Annotated in this window: 18 protein-coding genes; 9 read left to right on the top strand and 9 right to left on the bottom strand. The window is 72.2% G+C overall.

Annotation, left to right across the window (positions count from 1 at the left end):
* Positions 1-60: 60 nt before the first annotated feature.
* The 3 genes from ACZ4UU_RS13885 to ACZ4UU_RS13875 all read right to left on the bottom strand — a co-directional run bounded on the left by ACZ4UU_RS13885 (position 61) and on the right by ACZ4UU_RS13875 (position 3,960).
* Positions 61-1,272 carry an ROK family transcriptional regulator gene (locus tag ACZ4UU_RS13885; RefSeq protein ID WP_468039596.1) on the bottom strand — a complete coding sequence of 404 codons (1,212 nt, stop codon included), beginning with the start codon at positions 1,270-1,272 and terminating at the stop codon, positions 61-63.
* A gap of 158 nt (positions 1,273-1,430) precedes the next feature.
* The gene (locus ACZ4UU_RS13880) at positions 1,431-2,726 is read right to left on the bottom strand and encodes an MFS transporter (protein ID WP_468039594.1); all 1,296 of its coding nucleotides are present in this window, start codon (positions 2,724-2,726) and stop codon (positions 1,431-1,433) included.
* A 139-nt stretch (positions 2,727-2,865) separates the two neighbouring features.
* Positions 2,866-3,960 (bottom strand): mechanosensitive ion channel family protein, encoded by a 1,095-nt coding sequence (locus ACZ4UU_RS13875; RefSeq protein WP_468039592.1) that lies wholly within the window; start codon positions 3,958-3,960, stop codon positions 2,866-2,868.
* A 318-nt stretch (positions 3,961-4,278) separates the two neighbouring features.
* Here ACZ4UU_RS13875 and ACZ4UU_RS13870 point away from each other — a divergent pair, with 318 nt between their 5' ends.
* Positions 4,279-4,815, top strand: coding sequence for an HNH endonuclease (locus ACZ4UU_RS13870; RefSeq protein WP_217207240.1), 537 nt, complete (start codon positions 4,279-4,281; stop codon positions 4,813-4,815).
* Positions 4,816-4,938: 123 nt separating this feature from the next.
* Here the strand turns inward: ACZ4UU_RS13870 and ACZ4UU_RS13865 are convergent, their stop codons facing one another.
* The 3 genes from ACZ4UU_RS13865 to ACZ4UU_RS13855 are packed head-to-tail and all read right to left on the bottom strand — an operon-like array spanning position 4,939 to position 7,522.
* The gene (locus tag ACZ4UU_RS13865) at positions 4,939-6,297 is read right to left on the bottom strand and encodes an FtsX-like permease family protein (RefSeq protein ID WP_468039590.1); all 1,359 of its coding nucleotides are present in this window, start codon (positions 6,295-6,297) and stop codon (positions 4,939-4,941) included.
* Positions 6,294-6,992: an ABC transporter ATP-binding protein gene (locus tag ACZ4UU_RS13860; protein ID WP_468039588.1), complete on the bottom strand. Its 699-nt coding sequence runs from the start codon at positions 6,990-6,992 to the stop codon at positions 6,294-6,296. The genes ACZ4UU_RS13865 and ACZ4UU_RS13860 overlap by 4 nt, the downstream gene beginning before the upstream one ends.
* Positions 6,989-7,522 carry a PadR family transcriptional regulator gene (locus tag ACZ4UU_RS13855; RefSeq protein ID WP_468039586.1) on the bottom strand — a complete coding sequence of 178 codons (534 nt, stop codon included), beginning with the start codon at positions 7,520-7,522 and terminating at the stop codon, positions 6,989-6,991. The genes ACZ4UU_RS13860 and ACZ4UU_RS13855 overlap by 4 nt, the downstream gene beginning before the upstream one ends.
* 247 nt (positions 7,523-7,769) lie before the next feature.
* Between ACZ4UU_RS13855 and ACZ4UU_RS13850 the strand changes: the two genes are divergently transcribed.
* The 3 genes from ACZ4UU_RS13850 (at position 7,770) to ACZ4UU_RS13840 (ending at position 10,433) form a co-directional block, all read left to right on the top strand.
* Complete coding sequence (locus ACZ4UU_RS13850) at positions 7,770-7,979, top strand: hypothetical protein (RefSeq protein WP_468040191.1); 210 nt, start codon at positions 7,770-7,772, stop codon at positions 7,977-7,979.
* Positions 7,980-10,106, top strand: a complete 2,127-nt coding sequence (gene malQ, locus ACZ4UU_RS13845; RefSeq protein WP_468039584.1) for a 4-alpha-glucanotransferase — start codon at positions 7,980-7,982, stop codon at positions 10,104-10,106.
* A gap of 69 nt (positions 10,107-10,175) precedes the next feature.
* On the top strand, positions 10,176-10,433 hold the full coding sequence (locus tag ACZ4UU_RS13840) for a hypothetical protein (RefSeq protein WP_468039582.1): 258 nt from the start codon (positions 10,176-10,178) through the stop codon (positions 10,431-10,433).
* Positions 10,434-10,587: 154 nt separating this feature from the next.
* Here the strand turns inward: ACZ4UU_RS13840 and ACZ4UU_RS13835 are convergent, their stop codons facing one another.
* Positions 10,588-11,166, bottom strand: a complete 579-nt coding sequence (locus ACZ4UU_RS13835) for a TetR/AcrR family transcriptional regulator (RefSeq protein ID WP_468039581.1) — start codon at positions 11,164-11,166, stop codon at positions 10,588-10,590.
* Between the two features lie 172 nt (positions 11,167-11,338).
* On the opposite strand from ACZ4UU_RS13835, the gene ACZ4UU_RS13830 reads away from it, so the two are divergent.
* Positions 11,339-12,826 carry an FAD-dependent monooxygenase gene (locus ACZ4UU_RS13830; RefSeq protein ID WP_468039579.1) on the top strand — a complete coding sequence of 496 codons (1,488 nt, stop codon included), beginning with the start codon at positions 11,339-11,341 and terminating at the stop codon, positions 12,824-12,826.
* Positions 12,827-12,882: 56 nt separating this feature from the next.
* Here ACZ4UU_RS13830 and ACZ4UU_RS13825 read toward each other — a convergent pair whose 3' ends face one another.
* Positions 12,883-13,395 carry a MarR family winged helix-turn-helix transcriptional regulator gene (locus ACZ4UU_RS13825; RefSeq protein WP_468039577.1) on the bottom strand — a complete coding sequence of 171 codons (513 nt, stop codon included), beginning with the start codon at positions 13,393-13,395 and terminating at the stop codon, positions 12,883-12,885.
* A gap of 111 nt (positions 13,396-13,506) precedes the next feature.
* Here ACZ4UU_RS13825 and ACZ4UU_RS13820 point away from each other — a divergent pair, with 111 nt between their 5' ends.
* The 3 genes from ACZ4UU_RS13820 to ACZ4UU_RS13810 are packed head-to-tail and all read left to right on the top strand — an operon-like array spanning position 13,507 to position 16,342.
* Positions 13,507-14,439 (top strand): EamA family transporter, encoded by a 933-nt coding sequence (locus ACZ4UU_RS13820; protein WP_468039575.1) that lies wholly within the window; start codon positions 13,507-13,509, stop codon positions 14,437-14,439.
* A gap of 29 nt (positions 14,440-14,468) precedes the next feature.
* Entirely contained in the window at positions 14,469-15,383 is a 915-nt protein-coding gene (locus ACZ4UU_RS13815; protein ID WP_468039573.1) for a DMT family transporter, read from the top strand.
* 14 nt (positions 15,384-15,397) lie between these two features.
* Positions 15,398-16,342 carry a LysR family transcriptional regulator gene (locus ACZ4UU_RS13810; protein ID WP_468039572.1) on the top strand — a complete coding sequence of 315 codons (945 nt, stop codon included), beginning with the start codon at positions 15,398-15,400 and terminating at the stop codon, positions 16,340-16,342.
* On the opposite strand, the gene ACZ4UU_RS13805 is transcribed toward ACZ4UU_RS13810, so the two are convergent.
* Positions 16,321-16,797 (bottom strand): DUF1203 domain-containing protein, encoded by a 477-nt coding sequence (locus ACZ4UU_RS13805; protein ID WP_468039570.1) that lies wholly within the window; start codon positions 16,795-16,797, stop codon positions 16,321-16,323. The genes ACZ4UU_RS13810 and ACZ4UU_RS13805 overlap by 22 nt on opposite strands.
* A gap of 112 nt (positions 16,798-16,909) precedes the next feature.
* Here ACZ4UU_RS13805 and pepN point away from each other — a divergent pair, with 112 nt between their 5' ends.
* Positions 16,910-19,489, top strand: a complete 2,580-nt coding sequence (gene pepN / locus ACZ4UU_RS13800; RefSeq protein WP_468039569.1) for an aminopeptidase N — start codon at positions 16,910-16,912, stop codon at positions 19,487-19,489.
* Positions 19,490-19,509: the final 20 nt, after the last annotated feature.

The following is a 19,509-nucleotide window of genomic DNA, read 5'->3' as shown; positions in this document are numbered from 1 at the left end:
GAAGGGAGCTACGGAGAAGTGAGGGGTTCGCTGAGCGTTGCGGCTGGGGACGGCGGCCGGTCAGCGGCCGGTGTCGAAGACCTCGTCGCGTGTCGTCGCGAGCGCGCTCTCCAACGCGCCCCGCAGTACGGGGTGTTCACGGACGTCGCCCACGACGAGCCGGGGGCGGGCCGCCGCCAGCTCCTCCAGCTCGTCCTGGACGAGGGCGCGCAGCACCTCGCCGCCGGACGTGAGGGAGGCACCGCTGAGGACGACCAGTTCGGGGTCGAGTACGGAGACCAGGGAGGCGAGACCGGTGGCCAGTCGGGTCGCGTAGGTCTGCAGGAGCAGCCGGTGCAGGACGGTGTCCTCGGTGGCGGCTCGTTCGACGAGGGTGGCGGCGGCCTCGGCGTACGGCGTCGACGGGATGCTCGACATGCCCAGTTCGCGTGCGAGCCGGGGAATCGCCTGGGAGCCGGCCAGCTCCTGGTAGCCGCCACTGTTGGCTTTGGTGACCTGCCGGACCAGCGGGGTGCCGGGAACCGGCAGGAAACCTACCTCCCCCGCGCCGCCGGTCCAGCCGCGGTGCAGCCGGCCGCCGAGGACCAGGGCGGCGCCGAGGCCGCCCTCGTTCCACAGCAGTACGAAGTCCTCGTGACCCCGGGCCGCGCCGAGCCGCTGCTCGGCCACCGCCACGAGGTTGACGTCGTTCTCGTACTCGACCGGCATCGGCAGGGCCGCGGCGAGTTCGTCGAGCAGTGCGGGGGTGTGCCAGCCGGGGAGGTGGGAGGCGTAGCGCAGCCGGCCCGTGTTGGGGTCGAAGGCGCCGGGGGTGCCGATGACGAGCCGGTGGACGTCGTCGCGGGCGAGGCCCGCCTCCTTCACCGCGCCGTCGAGGGCGTCGGTGACCTGCCGGACCACGGGCTGGGCGGGGCGTCTGCCGGGGGTGGGCAGTTCGTACGACCCGACCGTGCGGCCCGTGACATCGGCTACGGCGGCGAGGATGCGTTCGGGGGTGACATCGAGCCCTGCCGCGTACGCGGCGGTCGGATTGACCTCGTACAGCTGGGCGCCCGGGCCGGGGCGGCCCTCCGTGGTGCCGGTCGCCAGGACGAGGCCGGCGGCCTCCAGGCGGGCCAGCAGCTGGGAGGCGGTCGGCTTGGACAGGCCGGTGAGCTTGCCGATCCGCGTGCGGGACAGCGGCCCGTGCTCCAGGAGGAGGTCCAGGGCGGCACGGTCGTTCATGGCGCGCAGGACGCGCGGGGTGCCCGGCGTACCGGCGGTTCCTGCCATGGGATCGACACCTGCCTCTCGGCTGACCAGCTTCTCAGCGATCTACGACGGAAGTCCATCCAGGATCACTGTTAGGAAAGTTTCCTATCTTGATGCCGAGGAACGTAGACCCGAACGCAAGGGGGCGTCAAGAGTGGTCTACACCAGCAACCCAGTCGTTACGTGGCGGCGCTGTGCCGCGACGCCCGCTCGCCGCGGGGGAGCAGCAGCGGGGTCGCCAGCAGCAGGACGCCGGCCAGGGCGATGGCGGTGCGCGGGCCGGTCAGTGCCGCCAGCAGGCCCCACAGTGCCGTCACGGCCGCTGTCGTCGTCCTGCTGGTGATCGACCAGGCCGACAGGGTGCGCGTGGTCCGGTCCGGCGGGGTCCCCTCAAGACGGGTGGTGGCCAGTACCGGGGTGAAGATGCCCATGCAGGTGATCAGGCCGAACTCGACGGCCATGACGAGGAGCAGGCCGGACGTGCCCGGCCCCACGAAGGCCAGGCCGACAGGCCAGCAGGCACGCAGGGTGCCCGTGGCGAGGAGGACGCGGCGCCTGCCGTAGCGGGCGATCAGGGGCCGGGACAGACGTGAGCCCAGCAGGCCGCCCAGACACGGCAGAGCGAAGGCGAGACCGTACTGCCAGGGTGTGAAGCCGAGTTGGCCGAGCATGAGGACGGAGAGCAGCGGGGCCGGCGCCATGATCAGGGCGTTGACCGCGAGGGTGTTGAGGAACAGGGGGCGCAGGGTGGGGTGGGTGAGGATGTGCCGCCAGCCTGCCGGGAGGTCGCTCATCCGCAGGCCTGACGGGGCGGTGGGGGAGGGCTGAGTCCTTTTGGTCTGTTGCCCTTCCTTACTGTTGATCGCGCGGATCCCCAGCGCCGACAGCAGATAGCTGACCGCGTCCGCCAGCACCGTCGTCATCGGGCCGAACACGCCGACCGCGACTCCGCCGAGCGGCGGGCCGAGCGCGGTGGCCGTCCATGTCGTCGCCTCGAAGCGGCCGTTCGCCACGAGCAGGTCCTCCGGCGGCACGAGGGACTTCAGATACGCCCCGCTCGCCGCGCCGAACGTGATGTCCGCAGCGGCCACCACCACCGACACCACCAGCAGTTGACCGAGGCCGAGCCCGTCCAGGGCGAACGTGACGGGGATGCTCAGCAGGGCCGCACACCGGATCAGATCCGCCGCGATCATCACCGGCCGTTTCTCGCGGAACTCCACCCACGCCCCGAGCGGCACCGCCACCACCGCCCCCACCGCGAGCCCCGAGGCCGCCAGCAGCGCCACCTCGGTCGCCCCGGCGTGCAGCACGAGAACCGCGATCAGCGGGAACGCGTCGAAGGCCAGCCGCGTCCCGAACGTACTGACCGCGTACGCCGCCCACAGCCACCCGAACCGCCGCCCCAACGACCGCCCGCCGCCCGCCACCTGCCCACCGCCCCGCACAACCGCTCGTCGGTCAGGGCCATCCAAGCCAGCGGGGTACGCCCTGATCAAACAACCGAGGGGCATAGCTCTACAACCGTTGGTTGTGCTGGTGGTGTTCGCCGCGGCTGTGGCCGCGGTGGCGGGGGTCGGCGGTTCGACCGAGGCCCGCCCCCGCGGCCCGCGCCTACTTCGTCACGCTCGGCGGCGTCAGCGGTGTCGCCGCCAGTGCCTGCGGCGAGGAGGTGTTGGCGTAGGCCGAGGGGGCTGCCATGCCCGCCGTCGGGTCCGCCGTGGCCTCGCCGTCCACCGCGAGGGGAGCGCGGCCGACGATCGGGATGTCGGCGGCGTCGAAGGCCCGCTTGACGCGCCAGCGCAGTTCGCGTTCGACGGTCAGGGACTTGCCGGGCATCGTCTTCGCCGAGACCCGTACGACCATGGAGTCGAGCAGCACGCTGTCCAGGCCGAGGACCTCGATCGGGCCCCAGAGGAGCTCGTTCCAGGGCTCCTCCTTGCTCATCTTCTCGGCGACCTCGCCGATGCTGGCCTTGACCTTGTCCAGGTCCTCGGAGGAGCGGACGGTGACGTCGACGCCGGCCGTGGACCAGCCCTGGGAGAGGTTGCCGATGCGCTTGACCTCGCCGTTGCGGACGTACCAGATCTCGCCGTTGTCGCCGCGCAGCTTGGTCACGCGCAGGCCGACCTCGATGACCTCGCCGGAGGCGACGCCCGCGTCGATCGAGTCGCCGACGCCGTACTGGTCCTCAAGGATCATGAAGACGCCGGAGAGGAAGTCGGTGACCAGGTTGCGGGCGCCGAAACCGATGGCCACGCCCGCGACACCGGCGGAGGCGAGCAGCGGGGCCAGGTTGATGTCGAAGGCGGACAGGACCATCAGCGCGGCCGTGCCCATGATCACGAAGCTGGCCACCGAGCGCAGCACCGAGCCGATCGCCTGGGAGCGCTGACGGCGGCGCTCGACGTTGACCAGGAGGCCGCCGATCGCCGTGCCGTCCACCGCCTGCGCGGTGCGGTTCATCCGGTCTATGAGCTTGGTGATCGCCCGTCGGATCGCCACTCTCAGCACCGCCGCGATCACCAGGATCAGCAGGACCTTGAGACCGATCGCGAGCCAGGTCGACCAGTTCTGCTCGACCCAGCTCGCGGCCTGTGTCGCGCTCTCGTGGGCGTCCTGGAGCGAGGGCACCGCCGGGGTCGTCGTCTCCGACGGGGTCGGTGACGGGGTCGGACCGGCGGCCAGTAGGTCGGCGGGCAAGGACACGGCAGGTACCTCCAGGTGCAGCGGTCCGCCCCACCGGCAGGCGGTCAAGGTCACGAAAAGGTCACCGGTAGGGCAGGCCCACCACACTATCGGGGCATCGTGTGTGGATCGGCGCCATGTTCGAGGGAGGAATGGTGCCCACCTGGGGATGAACTGGTGGGATGGACAGTTCGTCGTCCTGGGGATGAATCAGATGTGGTCGAAAACACTCCCAGCCCGTTACCGGGACATGGTGGCGCTTTCACCAGGCAAGAGGGGAGACTGACTACAGATCGTCCCGGCGCGAGCCACGCGCCGCCGACGCCCAAGGAGGCATCCGTGCCGCATGTCCTGGTCCTCAACGCGTCGTACGAGCCACTCGGCGTCGTACCGCTCCGCCGCGCGCTCGTCCTCGTCCTCGAGAACAAGGCCGTATGCCTCGAGGAGTCCGGCGCCTTCATGCACAGCGCAACCGTCACAGTCCCCGCACCCAGCGTGGTCCGGCTCAAGCGATTCGTCCGGGTTCCCTATCGGGGACCCGTTCCTCTTACCCGTAGGGCGCTCTTCGCGCGCGACGGGGGCCGGTGCATGTACTGCGGTGGCGTCGCAACCAGCGTCGACCATGTCATTCCGCGCAGCCGCGGGGGCAAGCACGTCTGGGACAACGTGGTGGCGTCCTGCCGCCGCTGCAACCACGTGAAGGCCGATCGACATCTCTTCGAGATCGGCTGGCGGCTGCGCCACAAACCCGCGCCACCCACCGGTCTCGCCTGGCGCATCATCGGGACCGGGCACAGGGACCCGCGCTGGTTGCCGTACTTGGTGCCGTACGGCGCGGAGGACGCCATGGCCCGGATCGACGGCATTTCCGCCTGACGTCCGGGCCTTCGCATGCCTGCCGTGGGGCCCGCGGCATCCGGCTCCGAGGGTCCCCCGTGCCCCCGGGGCCGGACGTCGCGCGGCCGCACGGCCGTTCTCACACGAGCCGCGGCACGGCTCTCACACGTACCGCAGCTCCGCCGGGCGGACCGAGCGGTGCAGCAGCGGCAGTGAGGTGGCCGCGGCCAGCAGGCAGCAGGCGTACACCGCGAGGGGCACCAGCAGGGAGACGTACGGCACCGCGTGCACCACGTACTCCGTGGTGAGCGACGCGTACCAGACGCCGATCGCCATGCCGCCGGCGCCCGCCACCGCGACCGCAGGGGCCAGCGGAAGCGCGGTCTCCAGGAACAGCGCCCGGGCCAGCACCCCGCGCGGCACCCCGGCCGCGTTCTGCGCCGCCAGGCCCCGGCGCCGGGTGGCCAGGGACTCGGCGGTGCCGACGGCGAGAGCGGACAGGACCAGCCCGAGAGCGACGAGGACCGCGGCCGCCGTCAGATCGAGGCCCGTCGTATAGAACTCCATGTCCATGCCGAGCTGGTCCACCCGGCTCATGGCGTGCAGTTCGGCGAGCAGCACCTGCCGTACTCCCACGAAACCGGTGCCGATGACCGTCACCAGCAGGACGGCCGCGTGGGTGCGGGCCGCCGCCCACGGGTCCTCGCGCAGCCGTTCCGCCGCGATCAGCACCGCCGGGCGCTGGGCCCGGGCGGCGAGGGTGCGGCCCAGCAGGCCCGAGGACCAGCCCGTCAGCAGCACCGCCGCGGCGCCGACCACCAGGGTCAGGGCCAGGACGACCAGCGGAACGGGGGACAACACGTGGGGCCTGTCGAACAGAGGGGTCAGCAGGGCCAGCCCCGCCGACGCCGCGAGCAGCAGGGCCGCCACCAGGGACATCCACCCCGGACGCCGGGCGGTCCGCACCCGGCGCACCCAGCCGAGCGGTGACGCCACCACCCGGCGCAACGCCAGCGCGGCCGTAGCCGCACCCAGCGCCGGTACCGCCAGCGCGACCACGGTCATCCCCGCCCAGGCGAACGCGGTCGGACTGCTCCACAGGGACAGCAGCACCGGCACCGCGGCCGCGGTGGCGAGCGCCGAGCCCAGCAGACAGGCCAGCCCCGCCTCCAGCCCGGCGATCCGACGCACCTGCCAGGGAGTGGCACCGGACAGCCGCAGCGCCGCGAGCCGCCGGTCGCGGTGGACGGCGCCGATACGCGCGGTCTGGCCGAGGAAGCCGAGTACCGGAATGAGCAGAAGTGCCAGGCTGAAGACCACCCCGGCGCGCTGGCGGGGGTCGTCCAGCAAGCCGTCCGCGAACGGCATGGGGACATAGCCGTCGAGCGAGGCCAGCGCGACACCCGCCAGCGCGAACCCGGTCGCCAGCGCCGCCCCGACCGCGGTGAGCCCGACCCGCCACCACTCGCGCCGGTCCGAGCCCCGGGTCAGCTCCCAGGCCAGCCGGAGATCGGCCCTCACGCGGCCACCTCCAGCGGCGCCACGGTCCCGTCGGCCAGCCGCACCTCGCGGTCCGCGTACGCCGCCACCTGGGCGTCATGCGTGATCAGCAGCACCGCGGTACCCGACTCGCGGGCCGTGTGCGTCAGGGCCGTCATCACCTGCTCGCTCGCCAGCGAGTCCAACGCCCCGGTCGGCTCGTCCGCGAAGACCACCTTCGCGCCGGTGACCAGCGCCCGGGCCAGGGCCGCCCGCTGGGCCTGGCCGCCGCTCATCTCGCCGGGCCGCAGCTCCTCCTGCCCGCGCACCCCGAACCGCTCCAGCCACTCACCGGCCCGCTCGCGCGCCGCCTGCCGACGGACACCGGCGAGCAGCAGCGGCAGGGCGACATTGTCCAGGGCCGTCAGCTCGGGTATGAGCTGCCCGAACTGGAAGACCACGCCGAACTCGGTACGCCGCAGCTCGCTCAGCCGCTTCTCCGGCAGCCGGTCCAGCCGCTCCCCGGCGTACGTCACCGAGCCGGTGTCCGGGCGGACGATGCCGGCGAGGCAGTGCAGCAGCGTGGACTTCCCGCTGCCGCTGGCGCCGGTGACCGCGAGGATCTCGCCCTGCCGCAGCTCGACCGAGGCGCCGCGCAGGGCCTCGGTGCTGCCGTGCGCCTTGACGAGGTCACGGGCCGCCAGCAGCGGCACCGCGCTTCCCCCTGTGTTGCTCATCCTGCGTCGACCTCCGCGGTCAGGGTGGTGAGCCGGGCCGCCGTGGTCGTCATCCAACGGAGGTCGGCGTCGAGGTGGTTGAGGGCGTAGTCCGCCGAGAGCACGGTCGCGAGGTCGGTGCCCTGCGCGGTCTTGACCGCCGTGAGCTCCCGCATCCGCGCCATGTGGGCGGCGCGCTGGGCGCGCAGATAGGCCTCGGCGTCGCCGCCGGACAGGATCGACACGACGACCTTGGCGAAGATCTCGTTCGCCACGAACGGCGCGGGCGGCGCGATCTGCCCGGCCCAGTCGGCCAGTTCGCGCGCTCCGTTCTCCGTCGAGCGGTACATGGTCCGCTCCGGGCCGCCGTCCGAGTCGGTGCCGTCGACCTCGGCGAGCCCGTCGCGGACCAGCCGCTGCAAGGTCGTGTAGACCTGCCCGTAGGCCAGCGGTCGGGCCTGCGGGAAGCGTTCGTCGTGCCGTCGCTTGAGGTCGTAGCCATGGCTCGGCCCCGTGGCGAGCAGTCCCAACAGGATGTGGCGGGTGCTCATGCCGATCATTATTAACCGAGTACATGTACTGAGTGAATAGTGATCAGTAAAATGATCCGACAGGAGCGCTACTGGCAACAGGATGTGCGGAACAGAATGTGAGGAGAGGCACGTTGTTCGTCTCTGTACGTCTGCCGCCGCGTTAGCTGGGTAGGGCTGGCGGTAACCCCACGTCGTACTCGACAAGGAGGCCCCCGTGGCCACAGCATCGGCCCTGTCCAAACCTGAGGCGCCCATCGAGCCCGAGATGCACGCCTGCGTCTTCAGCGCCGAGGGCGCCTGCTTCGAAACCCCCCTCACCAGCGAACCGCCCCTCCCCGACGCCGAGCCCCTCACCAGCGAGCCGCCGCTCTCCGACGCCGCGCCGCTGACGAGCGAGGCCGCGAACTGGGACATGGGCACGGACCTGGGTATGGACACCGGTATGGACTTGGACATGTACTCCACGAGGCCGTAGATGACAGGACAGCGGTCGGCCGAAGCCCCTGCCGAGGACCCCGCGGGTCCTGAGAGTCCCCCCTCCGACGCCCTGTCGCTCCTCGCCGAGCTGCACGGCGTCGCCACCTCCTACCAGCCGTCCGCCGACCGCACGGTCACGGCCTCCGCCGCCGCGCTCACCCTCGTCCTGACCGCCCTCGGCATCGACACGAGCACCCCCGACGCCGTCGGCGCCGCGCTCGCCGCCCGTGAGCGCGAGCTGGGCGAGCGCCTGCTGCCGCCGACGCTGGTGTGCTGGAGCGGCGCCGAACCCGAGGCGCTGGCCGCCCTGCCCTCCGGCACCCGACTGCACATCGAGACCGAGCAGGGCGAGACCCGCGCGGACGCCGGCCAACTCCCGCCCGGCGTCCACCGCTTGACCGCCACCACCCCCGACGGCCGTACGGCCACCAGCCACCTGGTCGTCGCCCCGCCCCGACTGCCCACCCCCGCCACACGCTCGTACGGCCTGCTCGTCCAGCTCTACTCCCTCCTGTCCCGCCGCTCCTGGGGCATGGGCGACCTCGGCGACCTCACCGAACTGGCCGCCTGGGCCGGCCGCGCGCTCGGCGCCGGATTCGTACAGGTCAACCCCCTGCACGCGGCCGTGCCCGGAGCGCCCACCGACCCCTCCCCCTACCGTCCCTCCTCCCGGCGCTTCCCCGACCCGGTGCATCTGCGGATCGAGGACGTGCCCGAGTTCGCCCACGTCGAGGACCGCGAGCGCGAACACGCCCTGCTGGAGCGGGCCGGGCGGCTGCGGGAGGCGGTGCTGGAGAAGGGGGAGTTGATCGACCGGGACGCCGTCTGGGAGGCCAAGCGGGAGGCGCTGGAACTGGTGCGCGAGGTGCCGCTCGGACCGGGGCGACGGGCCGCTTACGTCGACTTCCTCGCGCGGGAGGGCCGCGCGCTGGAGGACCACGCCACCTGGTGCGCGCTGGCCGAGGTGCACGGCTCGGACTGGCAGCGATGGCCCGCGGGGCTACGGGATCCACGGTCGCCGGAAACCGCCCGCGCGCGGGGCGAGTTGATGGACCGCGTCGACTTCCACTGCCGTCTGGCCTGGCTCACCGACACCCAGCTGACCGCCGCCCAGCGCGTCGCGCGGGAGGCGGGGATGCAGGTCGGGATCGTCCACGACCTGGCGGTCGGCGTGCACCCCGGGGGCGCGGACGCCTGGGCACAACAGGAGTACTTCGCGGCCGGGATGTCGGTCGGGGCACCCCCGGACGCCTTCAACGCGCGCGGCCAGGACTGGGGCCTGCCGCCCTGGCGCCCGGACCGGCTGGCCGAGTCCGGCTACGAGCCGTATCGCCGCCTGCTCAGGGCGCTCTTCCGGTACGCGGGCGCGCTGCGCATCGACCACGTGATGGGGCTGTTCCGGCTCTGGTGGGTGCCGCAGGGGCATCCGCCCACGGAGGGCACGTACGTCCGTTACGACGCCGAGGCCATGCTCGCGATCCTGGTGCTGGAGGCCTCCCGGGCCGGCGCGGTGGTGATCGGGGAGGACCTCGGCACGGTGGAGCCGGGCGTACGGGAGACGCTGCGCTCGCGGGGCGTGCTCGGCACCTCGGTGCTCTGGTTCGAACGGGACTGGGACGGCGACGGCCGCCCCCTGCCACCCGACGCCTGGCGGTCCGACTGCCTCGCCACCGCCACCACCCACGACCTGCCGCCCACCGCCGCCCGCCTCACCGGCGACCACGTCGAACTCCGCGACGGACTTGGCCTGTTGACCCGCCCCCTGGAGCAGGAGCGCGCCGAAGCGACGGCGGACACCGGCGAGTGGCTGGAGCTGCTGTCCCGGCTCGGGCTGCTGCGGGGCACCCACGGCGGACACTGCGTCTCGGAGGAGGAGGCCGAGATCCAGGCCGTCCACCGCTTCCTGCTGAGCACCCCGGCCCGCATGGTCGGCGTCTGGCTCCCGGACGGCGTGGGCGACCGCCGCCCGCAGAATCTGCCGGGGACCTGGGACCAGTACCCGAACTGGCGGCTGCCCATCGCGGACGCGGAGGGCAAGGCGGTGACCCTGGAGGAGCTGGCCGGGTCGGCGCGGGTGCGGGCACTGGTGGAGGTGCTGCGGGCCGGGTGCGCCGGGCCCGCCTGACCTCGCATACGCCTCGCATACGGCACCCCGGGCGCGCGGCCCGTCGTGGGGTTCGGTACTTTTGGCCCCGTGGACAAGAAGAACGCCCTGCGCGCCGGCGCCCTGGCTGCCGGTACGACGCTGATGATGCTGCTCATGTCGTCCCCCGCGCTCGCGCTCGCGCGTGACGACGGCGACGACCCCGGCCCGGGCCTGAGCGTCATGGAGACGCTGGGCCAGTTCGTCTTGGCCCCGCTCGTGCTGTTCGCGGTCATCGCGGGCCTCGTGATGGTCCTGGACCGCTCCACGGACCGCCAGCCGAAGGCAAAGGCCAAGGCGAAGGCCTGACCAGGGCTTCCGCCCGACCCGGCTGTATCTCGGCCGTACCCCGGTCTTCCCCGAGGGCGCCGACCCTGTCGTACGTACACGCATCCGCCGTACGTCGACGAGGTCGGCGCCCTCGGTGCGTTCTCCGCCGGGCGAGGTATGCGCCGGGTGCGGCCTACGCCGGGTAGGGCGCGGTCAGATACCGCTGCACGGTGGGCGCCAGCCACGCCACGATCTCCTCGGGGGCCAGTGCCACGGCGGGCGGGAAGCGCAGGACGTAGCGTGTGAGCGCCAGTCCGAGCAGCTGCGACGAGGCCAGCGCGGCCCGCGCCGGAGCCTGCTCGGGGTCGGGGCAGACCCGGCGGGCGACCGGCAGCAACTGGTCCGCGAAGATGCCTCGCATGCGCTCGGCCCCGGCCTGGTTGGTCGCGCCGACCCTGAGCAGGGCCGTGAGCACCTCGTTCTTCTCCCACATGTCCACGAAGTGGGTCACCAGCGTCCGTCCGGCGTCGTCCCGGGACAGGGACGCCGGGTCCGGCAGCTTGAGGTCGATCGAGACGGCCGCCGCGAACAGGCCCTCCTTGTTGCCGTAGTAGCGCATCACCATCGACGGATCGATGTTCGCGTGCTTGGCGATGGCCCGGATGGTGGCGCGCTCATAGCCGTCGGCCGCGAAGCGCTCGCGGGCCGCGTCGAGGATCGCCGTGCGGGTGGCTTCGGAACGGCGGGGGGTGGAGGACGAGCTTGAGGTCATGTCAACAACCGTAGGCCAACATGTGTGGGCCAACAAGCGTTGACAGGTGTGAGGTGTGGGCCCTACGTTTAGCCAACAAGCGTTGGCAAACAAGCGTTGACCAATAAACGTTGGCAAGCAAGCGTTGGCAAGCAAGCGTTGGCAGACATGCGTTGGCACCCAGGAGGCCACCATGAACGGCACTGGTACTGGTACTGGCACCGGCACCAACCACCCCACCCCCGTCCTGGTCGTCGGCTCCGGCCCCACCGGCCTCCTCCTGGCCGGTGACCTCGCCGCCGCCGGAGTACCCGTCACCCTCGTCGAGAAGCGCCCCCACGAGATCAGCAACCTCTCCCGCGCCTTCGGCGTGCACGCCCGCACCCTGGAGCAGCTCGACGCCCGGGGCCTCGCCGACCAGCTGCTCGCAACCGGCAGCACCATCACCGAGCTGCGCCTCTTCCGGCGACTCGCCCTCGACCTGGGCACGCTCCCGTCCCGCTTCCCCTTCCTGCTCATCACCCCGCAGTACGAGGTGGAGCGGCTGCTGGAGCGGCGGGCGCGGGAGCTCGGCGTCGAGTTCCGCTTCGAGAGCGAGGTCGTCGGGCTGCGGCAGGACGACAGCGGGGTCGACCTCGACGTGCGCGGCCCGGACGGGACGGTCGTCACGCACCGCGCGGCCTACGTCGTCGGCGCGGACGGCCACCGCAGCGCCGTACGCCGTGCCGTGGGCCTGCCCTTCCCCGGCGTCTCCGTCATCAAGTCCCTGTTCCTGGCGGACGTACGGCTCGCCGAGCGGCCGGACGGCGTGCTCACCGTCAATGGCGCCGGTGACGCCTTCGCGATGATCGCGTCCTTCGGTGACGGCTGGTACCGCGTCATGGGCTGGAACCGCCGCCACGAGGTCCCCGACGACGCCCCGCTCGACCTCGACGAGATCAAGGAGGTCACCCGGCGCGCCCTGGGCACCGACTACGGCATGCACGACGCCCGCTGGCTCTCCCGGTTCCACAGCGACGAGCGCCAGGCGCCCGAGTACCGGGTCGGGCGGGTCTTCCTCGCCGGCGACGCCGCGCACGTCCACTCGCCGGCCGGCGGGCAGGGCATGAACACCGGACTCCAGGACGCGGCCAACCTCGGCTGGAAGCTCGCCGCCGTCGTCAAGGGCTCGGCGCCCGAGAGCCTCCTGGACAGCTACCACTCCGAGCGTCACCCGGTCGGCAAGGCGGTGCTGCGCAGCAGCGGCGGCCTGGTCCGGCTGGCGCGGGCGCAGAACCCGGCTCTGCGTGCCGTACGCGCCCTCGTCTCCGCCTTCGTCAACGCGGCCCGCCCTGCCAGGGCGAAGGCCCTGGCCCAGGTCTCGGGCATCGGCTACCGGTACCCCGCCCCACGCGGATCCCACCGCCTGGTCGGCACCCGCGTCCCGGATGTCGCGCTGGAGGGCGGCCGGCTGTACGAGGCTCTGCGCGGCGGGCGGTTCGTGCTGATCACTCCGAAGGACGCGGGAGCGCCCGGGGACCTGGGCTCCCGCAAGGACCGGCTGACGGTGGAACGCTGGGCGAGCGACCGCCGGACGACGGTGCTGGTGCGGCCTGACGGGTACGTGGCGTGGGCGGCGGACGGGGCGGACGCGGCGGACGTGCGGGCTGTCGAGGCCGCGCTCGCCGAGCAGGTGGGCTGAGGGCCAACCCCGCGCTCGGCCCACGTGCCGGGCTGCCCGGCTGCCCGGCTGCCGGGCTACCGGGACTCGGGCGTCCCCGCGAGCAACTCCCGCAACAGGTCGGCCAGTCGGTCGGCCTGTTCGGCGTCGAGGGCGGACAGGGCCTGCGTCTGGGCGGCGAGCCCGGCGCCGACCGCCTCGTCGATGAGCCGCAACCCCTTCTCGGTGAGGGTGACCTGCAGACCGCGGCGGTCGTGCGGGTCGGGGGAGCGGCGCAGCAGGCCGGCCCGCTCCAGCTTGTCGAGGCGGCCGGTCATGCCTCCGGTGGTGAGCATCAGCGTCGCCGACAACTGGCGGGGCGAGAGCGTGTGCGGCTCACCGGCGCGGCGCAGGGTCGCCAGGACGTCGAACTCGCCGCGCGAGATGCCGTAGGGCGCGTAGGCCTTCTCCATGCGGTCGCCCATCGTGCGCGAGAGGCGGAAGATCCGCCCGAAGACCTCCATCGCCTTGGTGTCGAGGTCGGGCCGCACGGCCGCCCACTGGTCGATGATCGCGTCGACGGGGTCGTCGCGCTGCGGGCGTTCACTCATGTGTCGAGTATCGGTCGTAGGACGCTCGGTCGCAAGAAAGTGGCTTGACGGAAAGTAGCTTACAGCTAAGCTACTTTCCATCGACCTACTTTGAAGGGTGTGTGCCGAGCCATGGGTGCACTGATACTCCTCACCGCGCTCGCCCCCGTCTCCTGGGGCACGACCTACGCGGTCACCACCGAGTTCCTGCCGCCCGACCGCCCTCTGTTCACCGGCCTGCTGCGCGCCCTCCCCGCGGGCCTGCTGCTGCTCGCCCTCGCCCGGGTCCGCCCGCGGGGCGAATGGTGGTGGAAGTCGACGGTGCTCGGCGCGCTGAACATCGGCGCGTTCTTTCCGCTGCTGTTCCTGTCCGCGTACCGGCTGCCGGGCGGCATGGCGGCGGTCGTGGGCTCGGTCGGGCCGCTGTTCGTGGCGGGGCTGGCGGCGCTGCTGCTGGGGGAGCGGCCGACCGTACGGACGCTGCTCACCGCGGTCGTGGCCGCGTTCGGCGTCAGCCTGGTCGTGCTGAAGGCGGCCGGTGCCCTGGACGCGCTGGGCGTCCTCGCGGCCCTCGCCTCCACCGCCTCGATGTCCACGGGCACGGTGCTGACCAAGCGCTGGGGACGCCCGGACGGCGTCGGTCCCCTCGCCCTGACCGGGTGGCAGCTGACGGCCGGCGGTCTGCTCATCGCGCCGCTCGCGGTGCTGGTCGAGGGGGCGCCGCCCGCGCTCGACGCCCCGGCGATCGGCGGCTACCTCTACCTCGCGCTGGCCAACACGGCCCTCGCGTACTGGCTCTGGTTCCGCGGCATCGGCCGCCTCACCGCCACGCAGGTCACGTTCCTCGGGCCGCTGTCCCCGCTGACCGCCGCGGTGGTCGGCTGGGCGGCGCTCGGGCAGGCGCTGACGCCGGTTCAGGTGGCGGGGATGGTGCTCGCGTTCGGGGCGACGGTGGTGGGGCAGATCGGGGCCGGGCGGGTGGCCGCTGGGAGATCGTTCAGTTTCGCTGAAGTGAATCGTCGAAAAGATTCGATGGACATAACAGTTCAGGCGGGGCGACGGTAGAACGACTTCGGACCAGCGAAAGGATCTCCGTGACCGTCGTCCTCCCCAGGACAACAAGCCCGACCCTCCTCCCCAGAACAGCCGTACTCGGCATCGCGCTCGCCGCGCTCGCCACCGTCGTCTGGTCCGGCAGCTTCGTCACCTCCCGGGCGCTGCACGACAGCGTGCCGCCGGTGCAGCAGGCGTTCTGGAGATGGCTGGTGGCGCTGGTCGCGGTGGCGCCCTTCGGGGCCCGGCGGGCCTGGCGGCAGCGCGAGACGATCCGCGGTCACCTCGGCTTCGTACTCCTCGCCTCCCTCCTCGGCGTCACCGCCTACAACACCCTCGTCAACCAGGCAGGGTTGACCACACCGGCCGCCAACATGGGCATGATCATGGCTGCTTCGCCGGTGCTGATGGCCGCGTTCGAGCGGGCTTCGGGGGAACGGCTGGGCGGGCGCCGGGTCGTGGGACTGCTGGTGGCCTGCGCGGGCGTCGTGCTGCTGATCGGGAGTGGCGCGGGCGGGGCCGGCTTCGCGGCCGGGGACCTGTGGATGGTGGCGGCGGCCTGCTGCTTCGGGTCCTACAGCGGACTGCTGCGGCGCAGGCCGGCCGAACTGGGCGGTGCGGCCTTCCTGTTCACCACGTTCCTGGTCGGTACGGTCCTGCTGCTGCCCGCGCAGGGAGTGAGCGTGGCGGTGCAGGGAGGCTTCGAGCCGACGCCCGGGACGATCCTGCCGATCCTCTACGTCGGAATCGCCTCCTCCGCCCTCGCCTTCTTCGCCTGGAACCGGGCGATCGCGCTGGTCGGTCCGAGCCGCGCCGGGGTCGTGTACTACCTCCAGCCGGTGTGCGTGTCCCTGCTGTCCTGGGCGCTCCTCGGCGAGACGACCGGCTGGGCGCAGTCGCTGTGCATGGCGCTGATCCTCGGCGGGGTCGTCCTCGGCGCGACGGCGCGGCGGTGACGTAGGTTGCCGCCATGGTCGAGTGGGACATCCGGAAGCTTCAGATCCTGCGGACGCTGCGGGAACGCGGGACCGTGACGGCGACGGCCGAGGCGCTGCGGATGACACCGTCGGCGGTGTCGCAGCAGCTGACGAACCTCGCCAAGCAGGTCGGGGTGCCGCTGCTGGAGGCGCAGGGGCGGCGGGTGCGGCTGACGGACGCGGCCCGGCTGGTGCTGCGGCACGCCGAGGCCGTGTTCGAGCAACTGGAGCGGGCGGACGCCGAGTTGGCCGCGTACACCCGGGGCGAGGTCGGGGAGGTGCGCGTGGGCGCCTTCTCCACGGCGGTCCCGGCGCTGGTCGTACCGGCCGTACGGGCGCTGCGGGCCGCGCATCCCGGCGTGGTCGTCAGGGTGCGGGAGGCCGAGGCCGCGGAGGCGTACGAACTGCTGGCCGCCGGAGAGGTCGACCTCGCGCTCTCCCTCGCGGCACAGGCACCGGTCGTGGGAGACCCGCGCTTCACCCGGGTGCCGCTGCTGACGGACCCGCTGGACGTCGCCCTCCCCAAGGGCCACGAGCTCGCGACCACCGAACCGCTGCGGCTGGCCGACCTCGCCGCCGAGGACTGGATCTTCGGCGGAAGCGGGCCGTGGTCAGACATCACCCGGGGCGCGTGCGAGGCGGCCGGCTTCAGCCCCCGGCAGGGCCACTCGGCGGCCGGGTGGACGGCGATCCTGGCGATGGTGGAGGCCGGGATGGGAGTGGCGCTGGTCCCTCGTATGGCCGCCGTGCCGAGGGGCGGGGTCGTGATGCGGGAGCTGGGGGAGGAGCGGCCCGTTCGGCATGTGGTGGCGGCTGTGCGCAGGGGTGGGGTGGACGGGCCGGTGGTGGGGAGGGTGTTGGGGGCGCTGCGGGGGGTGGCCGCGGGCCCGTCGGGGACGGCGGCGTACGCCGGCACTCAGGTCCCGCGCACCTCGTAGAGGAAGCATCCGTACTCGACGGCCCGGACGTGGACGAGCGCCACGGACGGATCCTCGAACGCCTCCCGGAACGCCGCGGTGAACTCGCCCGCGTCCTCGACCAGCCGACCGCCCAGGATGTGGCCCTCGGCCGAGTACCGCCGGACCACGCGATGCGTATTCGTGAACGGGAGCCCGTCGCCGTCCGGCCCCGCGCACTCCTCCGCGTGGACGAAGACGGGACCCCGCTCGTCGTAGGCCCCCGGATCGGCCCCGTTCGCGGCCGCCCAGCGCCGCAGCGGCGCGTACGAGACCAGGGCGATCCGCTCGCCGGGGGCACTGCGGCGCAGACAGCAGCGCAGGGGTGCGCCGCCCTCGTCGTCGGTCACGGGAACCATCCGGCGTCCCCCGTCGTCAGCAGAGCGCAGCTCCTTCAGGGCCGTCGGTTCGATGGGACGTACGTGGTAGGTCGTCATGACCCCAGCCTCACGCGCGTACGCCCCGCCCACCGGCGGTAAACGGACATCGCGCTCCGTGCAGGTCCCGTGGAAGGATGGCGCAACCCACACATATCGAGGAGATGACCGCGTGCCTGGCACAAACCTGACTCGCGAAGAGGCGCAGCAGCGGGCGAAGCTGCTCACCGTTGACTCGTACGAGATCGATCTCGACCTCTCCGGCGCGCAGGAGGGCGGTACCTACAGGTCCGTGACCACGGTGCGCTTCGACGTCACCGAGAACGGCGCCGACTCCTTCATCGACCTCGTGGCACCGACCGTCCACGAGGTGACCCTCAACGGAGACCCGCTCGACGCGGACGAGGTCTTCAAGGACTCCAGGATCGCCCTGCCGGGCCTGCTGGAGGGCCGCAACGTCCTGCGGGTCGTCGCCGACTGCGCGTACACCAACACGGGCGAGGGCCTGCACCGCTTCGTCGACCCGGTCGACCAGCAGGCCTACCTCTACACCCAGTTCGAGGTCCCGGACGCCCGACGCGTCTTCGCGTCCTTCGAGCAGCCCGACCTGAAGGCCACGTTCCAGTTCACCGTGAAGGCCCCGGAGGGCTGGACGGTGATCTCCAACTCGCCCACCCCGGAGCCCAAGGACAACGTCTGGTCCTTCGAGCCGACGCCGCGCATCTCGACGTACATCACCGCGCTGATCGTCGGCCCGTACCACTCCGTGCACAGCGTCTACGAGAAGGACGGCCAGTCCGTCCCGCTCGGCATCTACTGCCGGCCGTCGCTCGCCGAGTACCTCGACTCGGACGCCATCTTCGAGGTGACCCGGCAGGGCTTCGACTGGTTCCAGGAGAAGTTCGACTACGCGTACCCGTTCAAGAAGTACGACCAGCTGTTCGTGCCGGAGTTCAACGCGGGCGCGATGGAGAACGCCGGTGCGGTCACCATCCGCGACCAGTACGTCTTCCGGTCGAAGGTCACCGACGCCGCGTACGAGCAGCGCGCCGCCACCATCCTGCACGAGCTGGCCCACATGTGGTTCGGCGACCTCGTCACCATGGAGTGGTGGAACGACCTGTGGCTGAACGAGTCGTTCGCCACCTACGCGGAGGCCGCCTGCCAGGCGTACGCGCCCGAGTCGCGCTGGCCGCACTCGTGGACCACGTTCGCGAACCAGATGAAGACGTGGGCGTACCGCCAGGACCAGCTGCCGTCCACCCACCCGATCATGGCGGAGATCCGCGACCTGGACGACGTGCTCGTCAACTTCGACGGCATCACCTACGCCAAGGGCGCCTCCGTCCTCAAGCAGCTCGTCGCCTACGTCGGCGAGGACGAGTTCTTCCGGGGCGTGCAGGCGTACTTCAAGCGCCACGCCTTCGGCAACACGCGCCTGTCCGACCTGCTGGGCGCCCTGGAGGAGACCTCGGGGCGTGACCTGAAGAGCTGGTCGAAGCAGTGGCTGGAGACGGCCGGCATCAACATCCTGCGGCCCGAGATCGAGACGGACGCCGCCGGCGTCATCACCTCCTTCGCGATCCGCCAGGAGGCCCCGGCGCTGCCGACCGGCGCGAAGGGTGAGCCGACCCTGCGCCCGCACCGCGTCGCGGTCGGCCTGTACAACCTGGACGAGGCCTCCGGCAAGTTGCTGCGCGACGAGCGCGTCGAGCTCGACGTGGACGGCGAACTGACCGCCGTACCGCAGTTGTCGGGCACCCGCCGCCCGCACGTGGTCCTCCTCAACGACGACGACCTGTCGTACGCGAAGGTCCGCCTCGACGAGGAGTCCCTGGCGTTCGTGACCGAGCACCTCGGCGACTTCGAGGCGTCCCTGCCCCGCGCCCTGTGCTGGGCGTCGTCCTGGGACATGACGCGCGACGCCGAGCTCGCCACCCGCGACTACCTCTCGCTGGTCCTGTCGGGCATCGGCAAGGAGTCCGACATCGGTGTCGTGCAGTCGCTGCAGCGCCAGGTGAAGCTGGCGATCGAGTTGTACGCCGCCCCGGCCGCCCGTGAGGCCCTGCTGACCCGCTGGACGGACGCCACGCTGGCCCATCTGCGGTCCGCCGAGGCGGGCAGCGACCACCAGCTGGCGTGGGCGCGGGCGTTCGCGGCGACGGCCCGTACGCCGGAGCAGCTGGACCTCCTGGAGGCCCTGCTGGACGGCTCCCAGTCGGTCGAGGGGCTGGCCGTCGACACGGAGCTGCGCTGGGCGTTCGTACAGCGTCTGGCGGCCGTGGGCCGGTTCGACGAGACGGAGATCGGCGGCGAGTACGAGCGGGACAGGACAGCGGCCGGCGAGCGCCACGCCGCCACCGCCCGCGCCGCCCGCCCGACCCCCGAGGCCAAGGCCGAGGCCTGGTCGTCGGTCATCGACTCCGACAAGCTCCCGAACGCCCTCCAGGAAGCGGTGATCGTCGGCTTCGTCCAGACCGACCAGCGCGAGCTCCTCGCGCCGTACGCGGACAAGTACTTCGAGGTGGTCAAGGACATCTGGGACGCCCGCTCCCATGAGATCGCCCAGCAGATCGCCGTCGGCCTGTACCCGTCGATCCAGGTCTCCGACGAGACCCTGCACAAGACGGACACCTGGCTGTCCTCCGCGGAGCCGAACGCGGCCCTGCGGCGCCTGATCTCGGAGTCCCGGGCAGGCGTGGAACGGGCACTGAAGGCGCAGGCCGCGGACGCGGCGGCCGACCAGCCGTAGTCGGCGGCGGCCGGCCGGCT

The sequence above is a fragment of the Streptomyces sp. NPDC028907 genome (assembly GCF_055564995.1).
The sequence above is the reverse complement of the archived record's forward strand: the minus strand, read 5'-3'. Positions and strand labels throughout refer to the sequence as shown.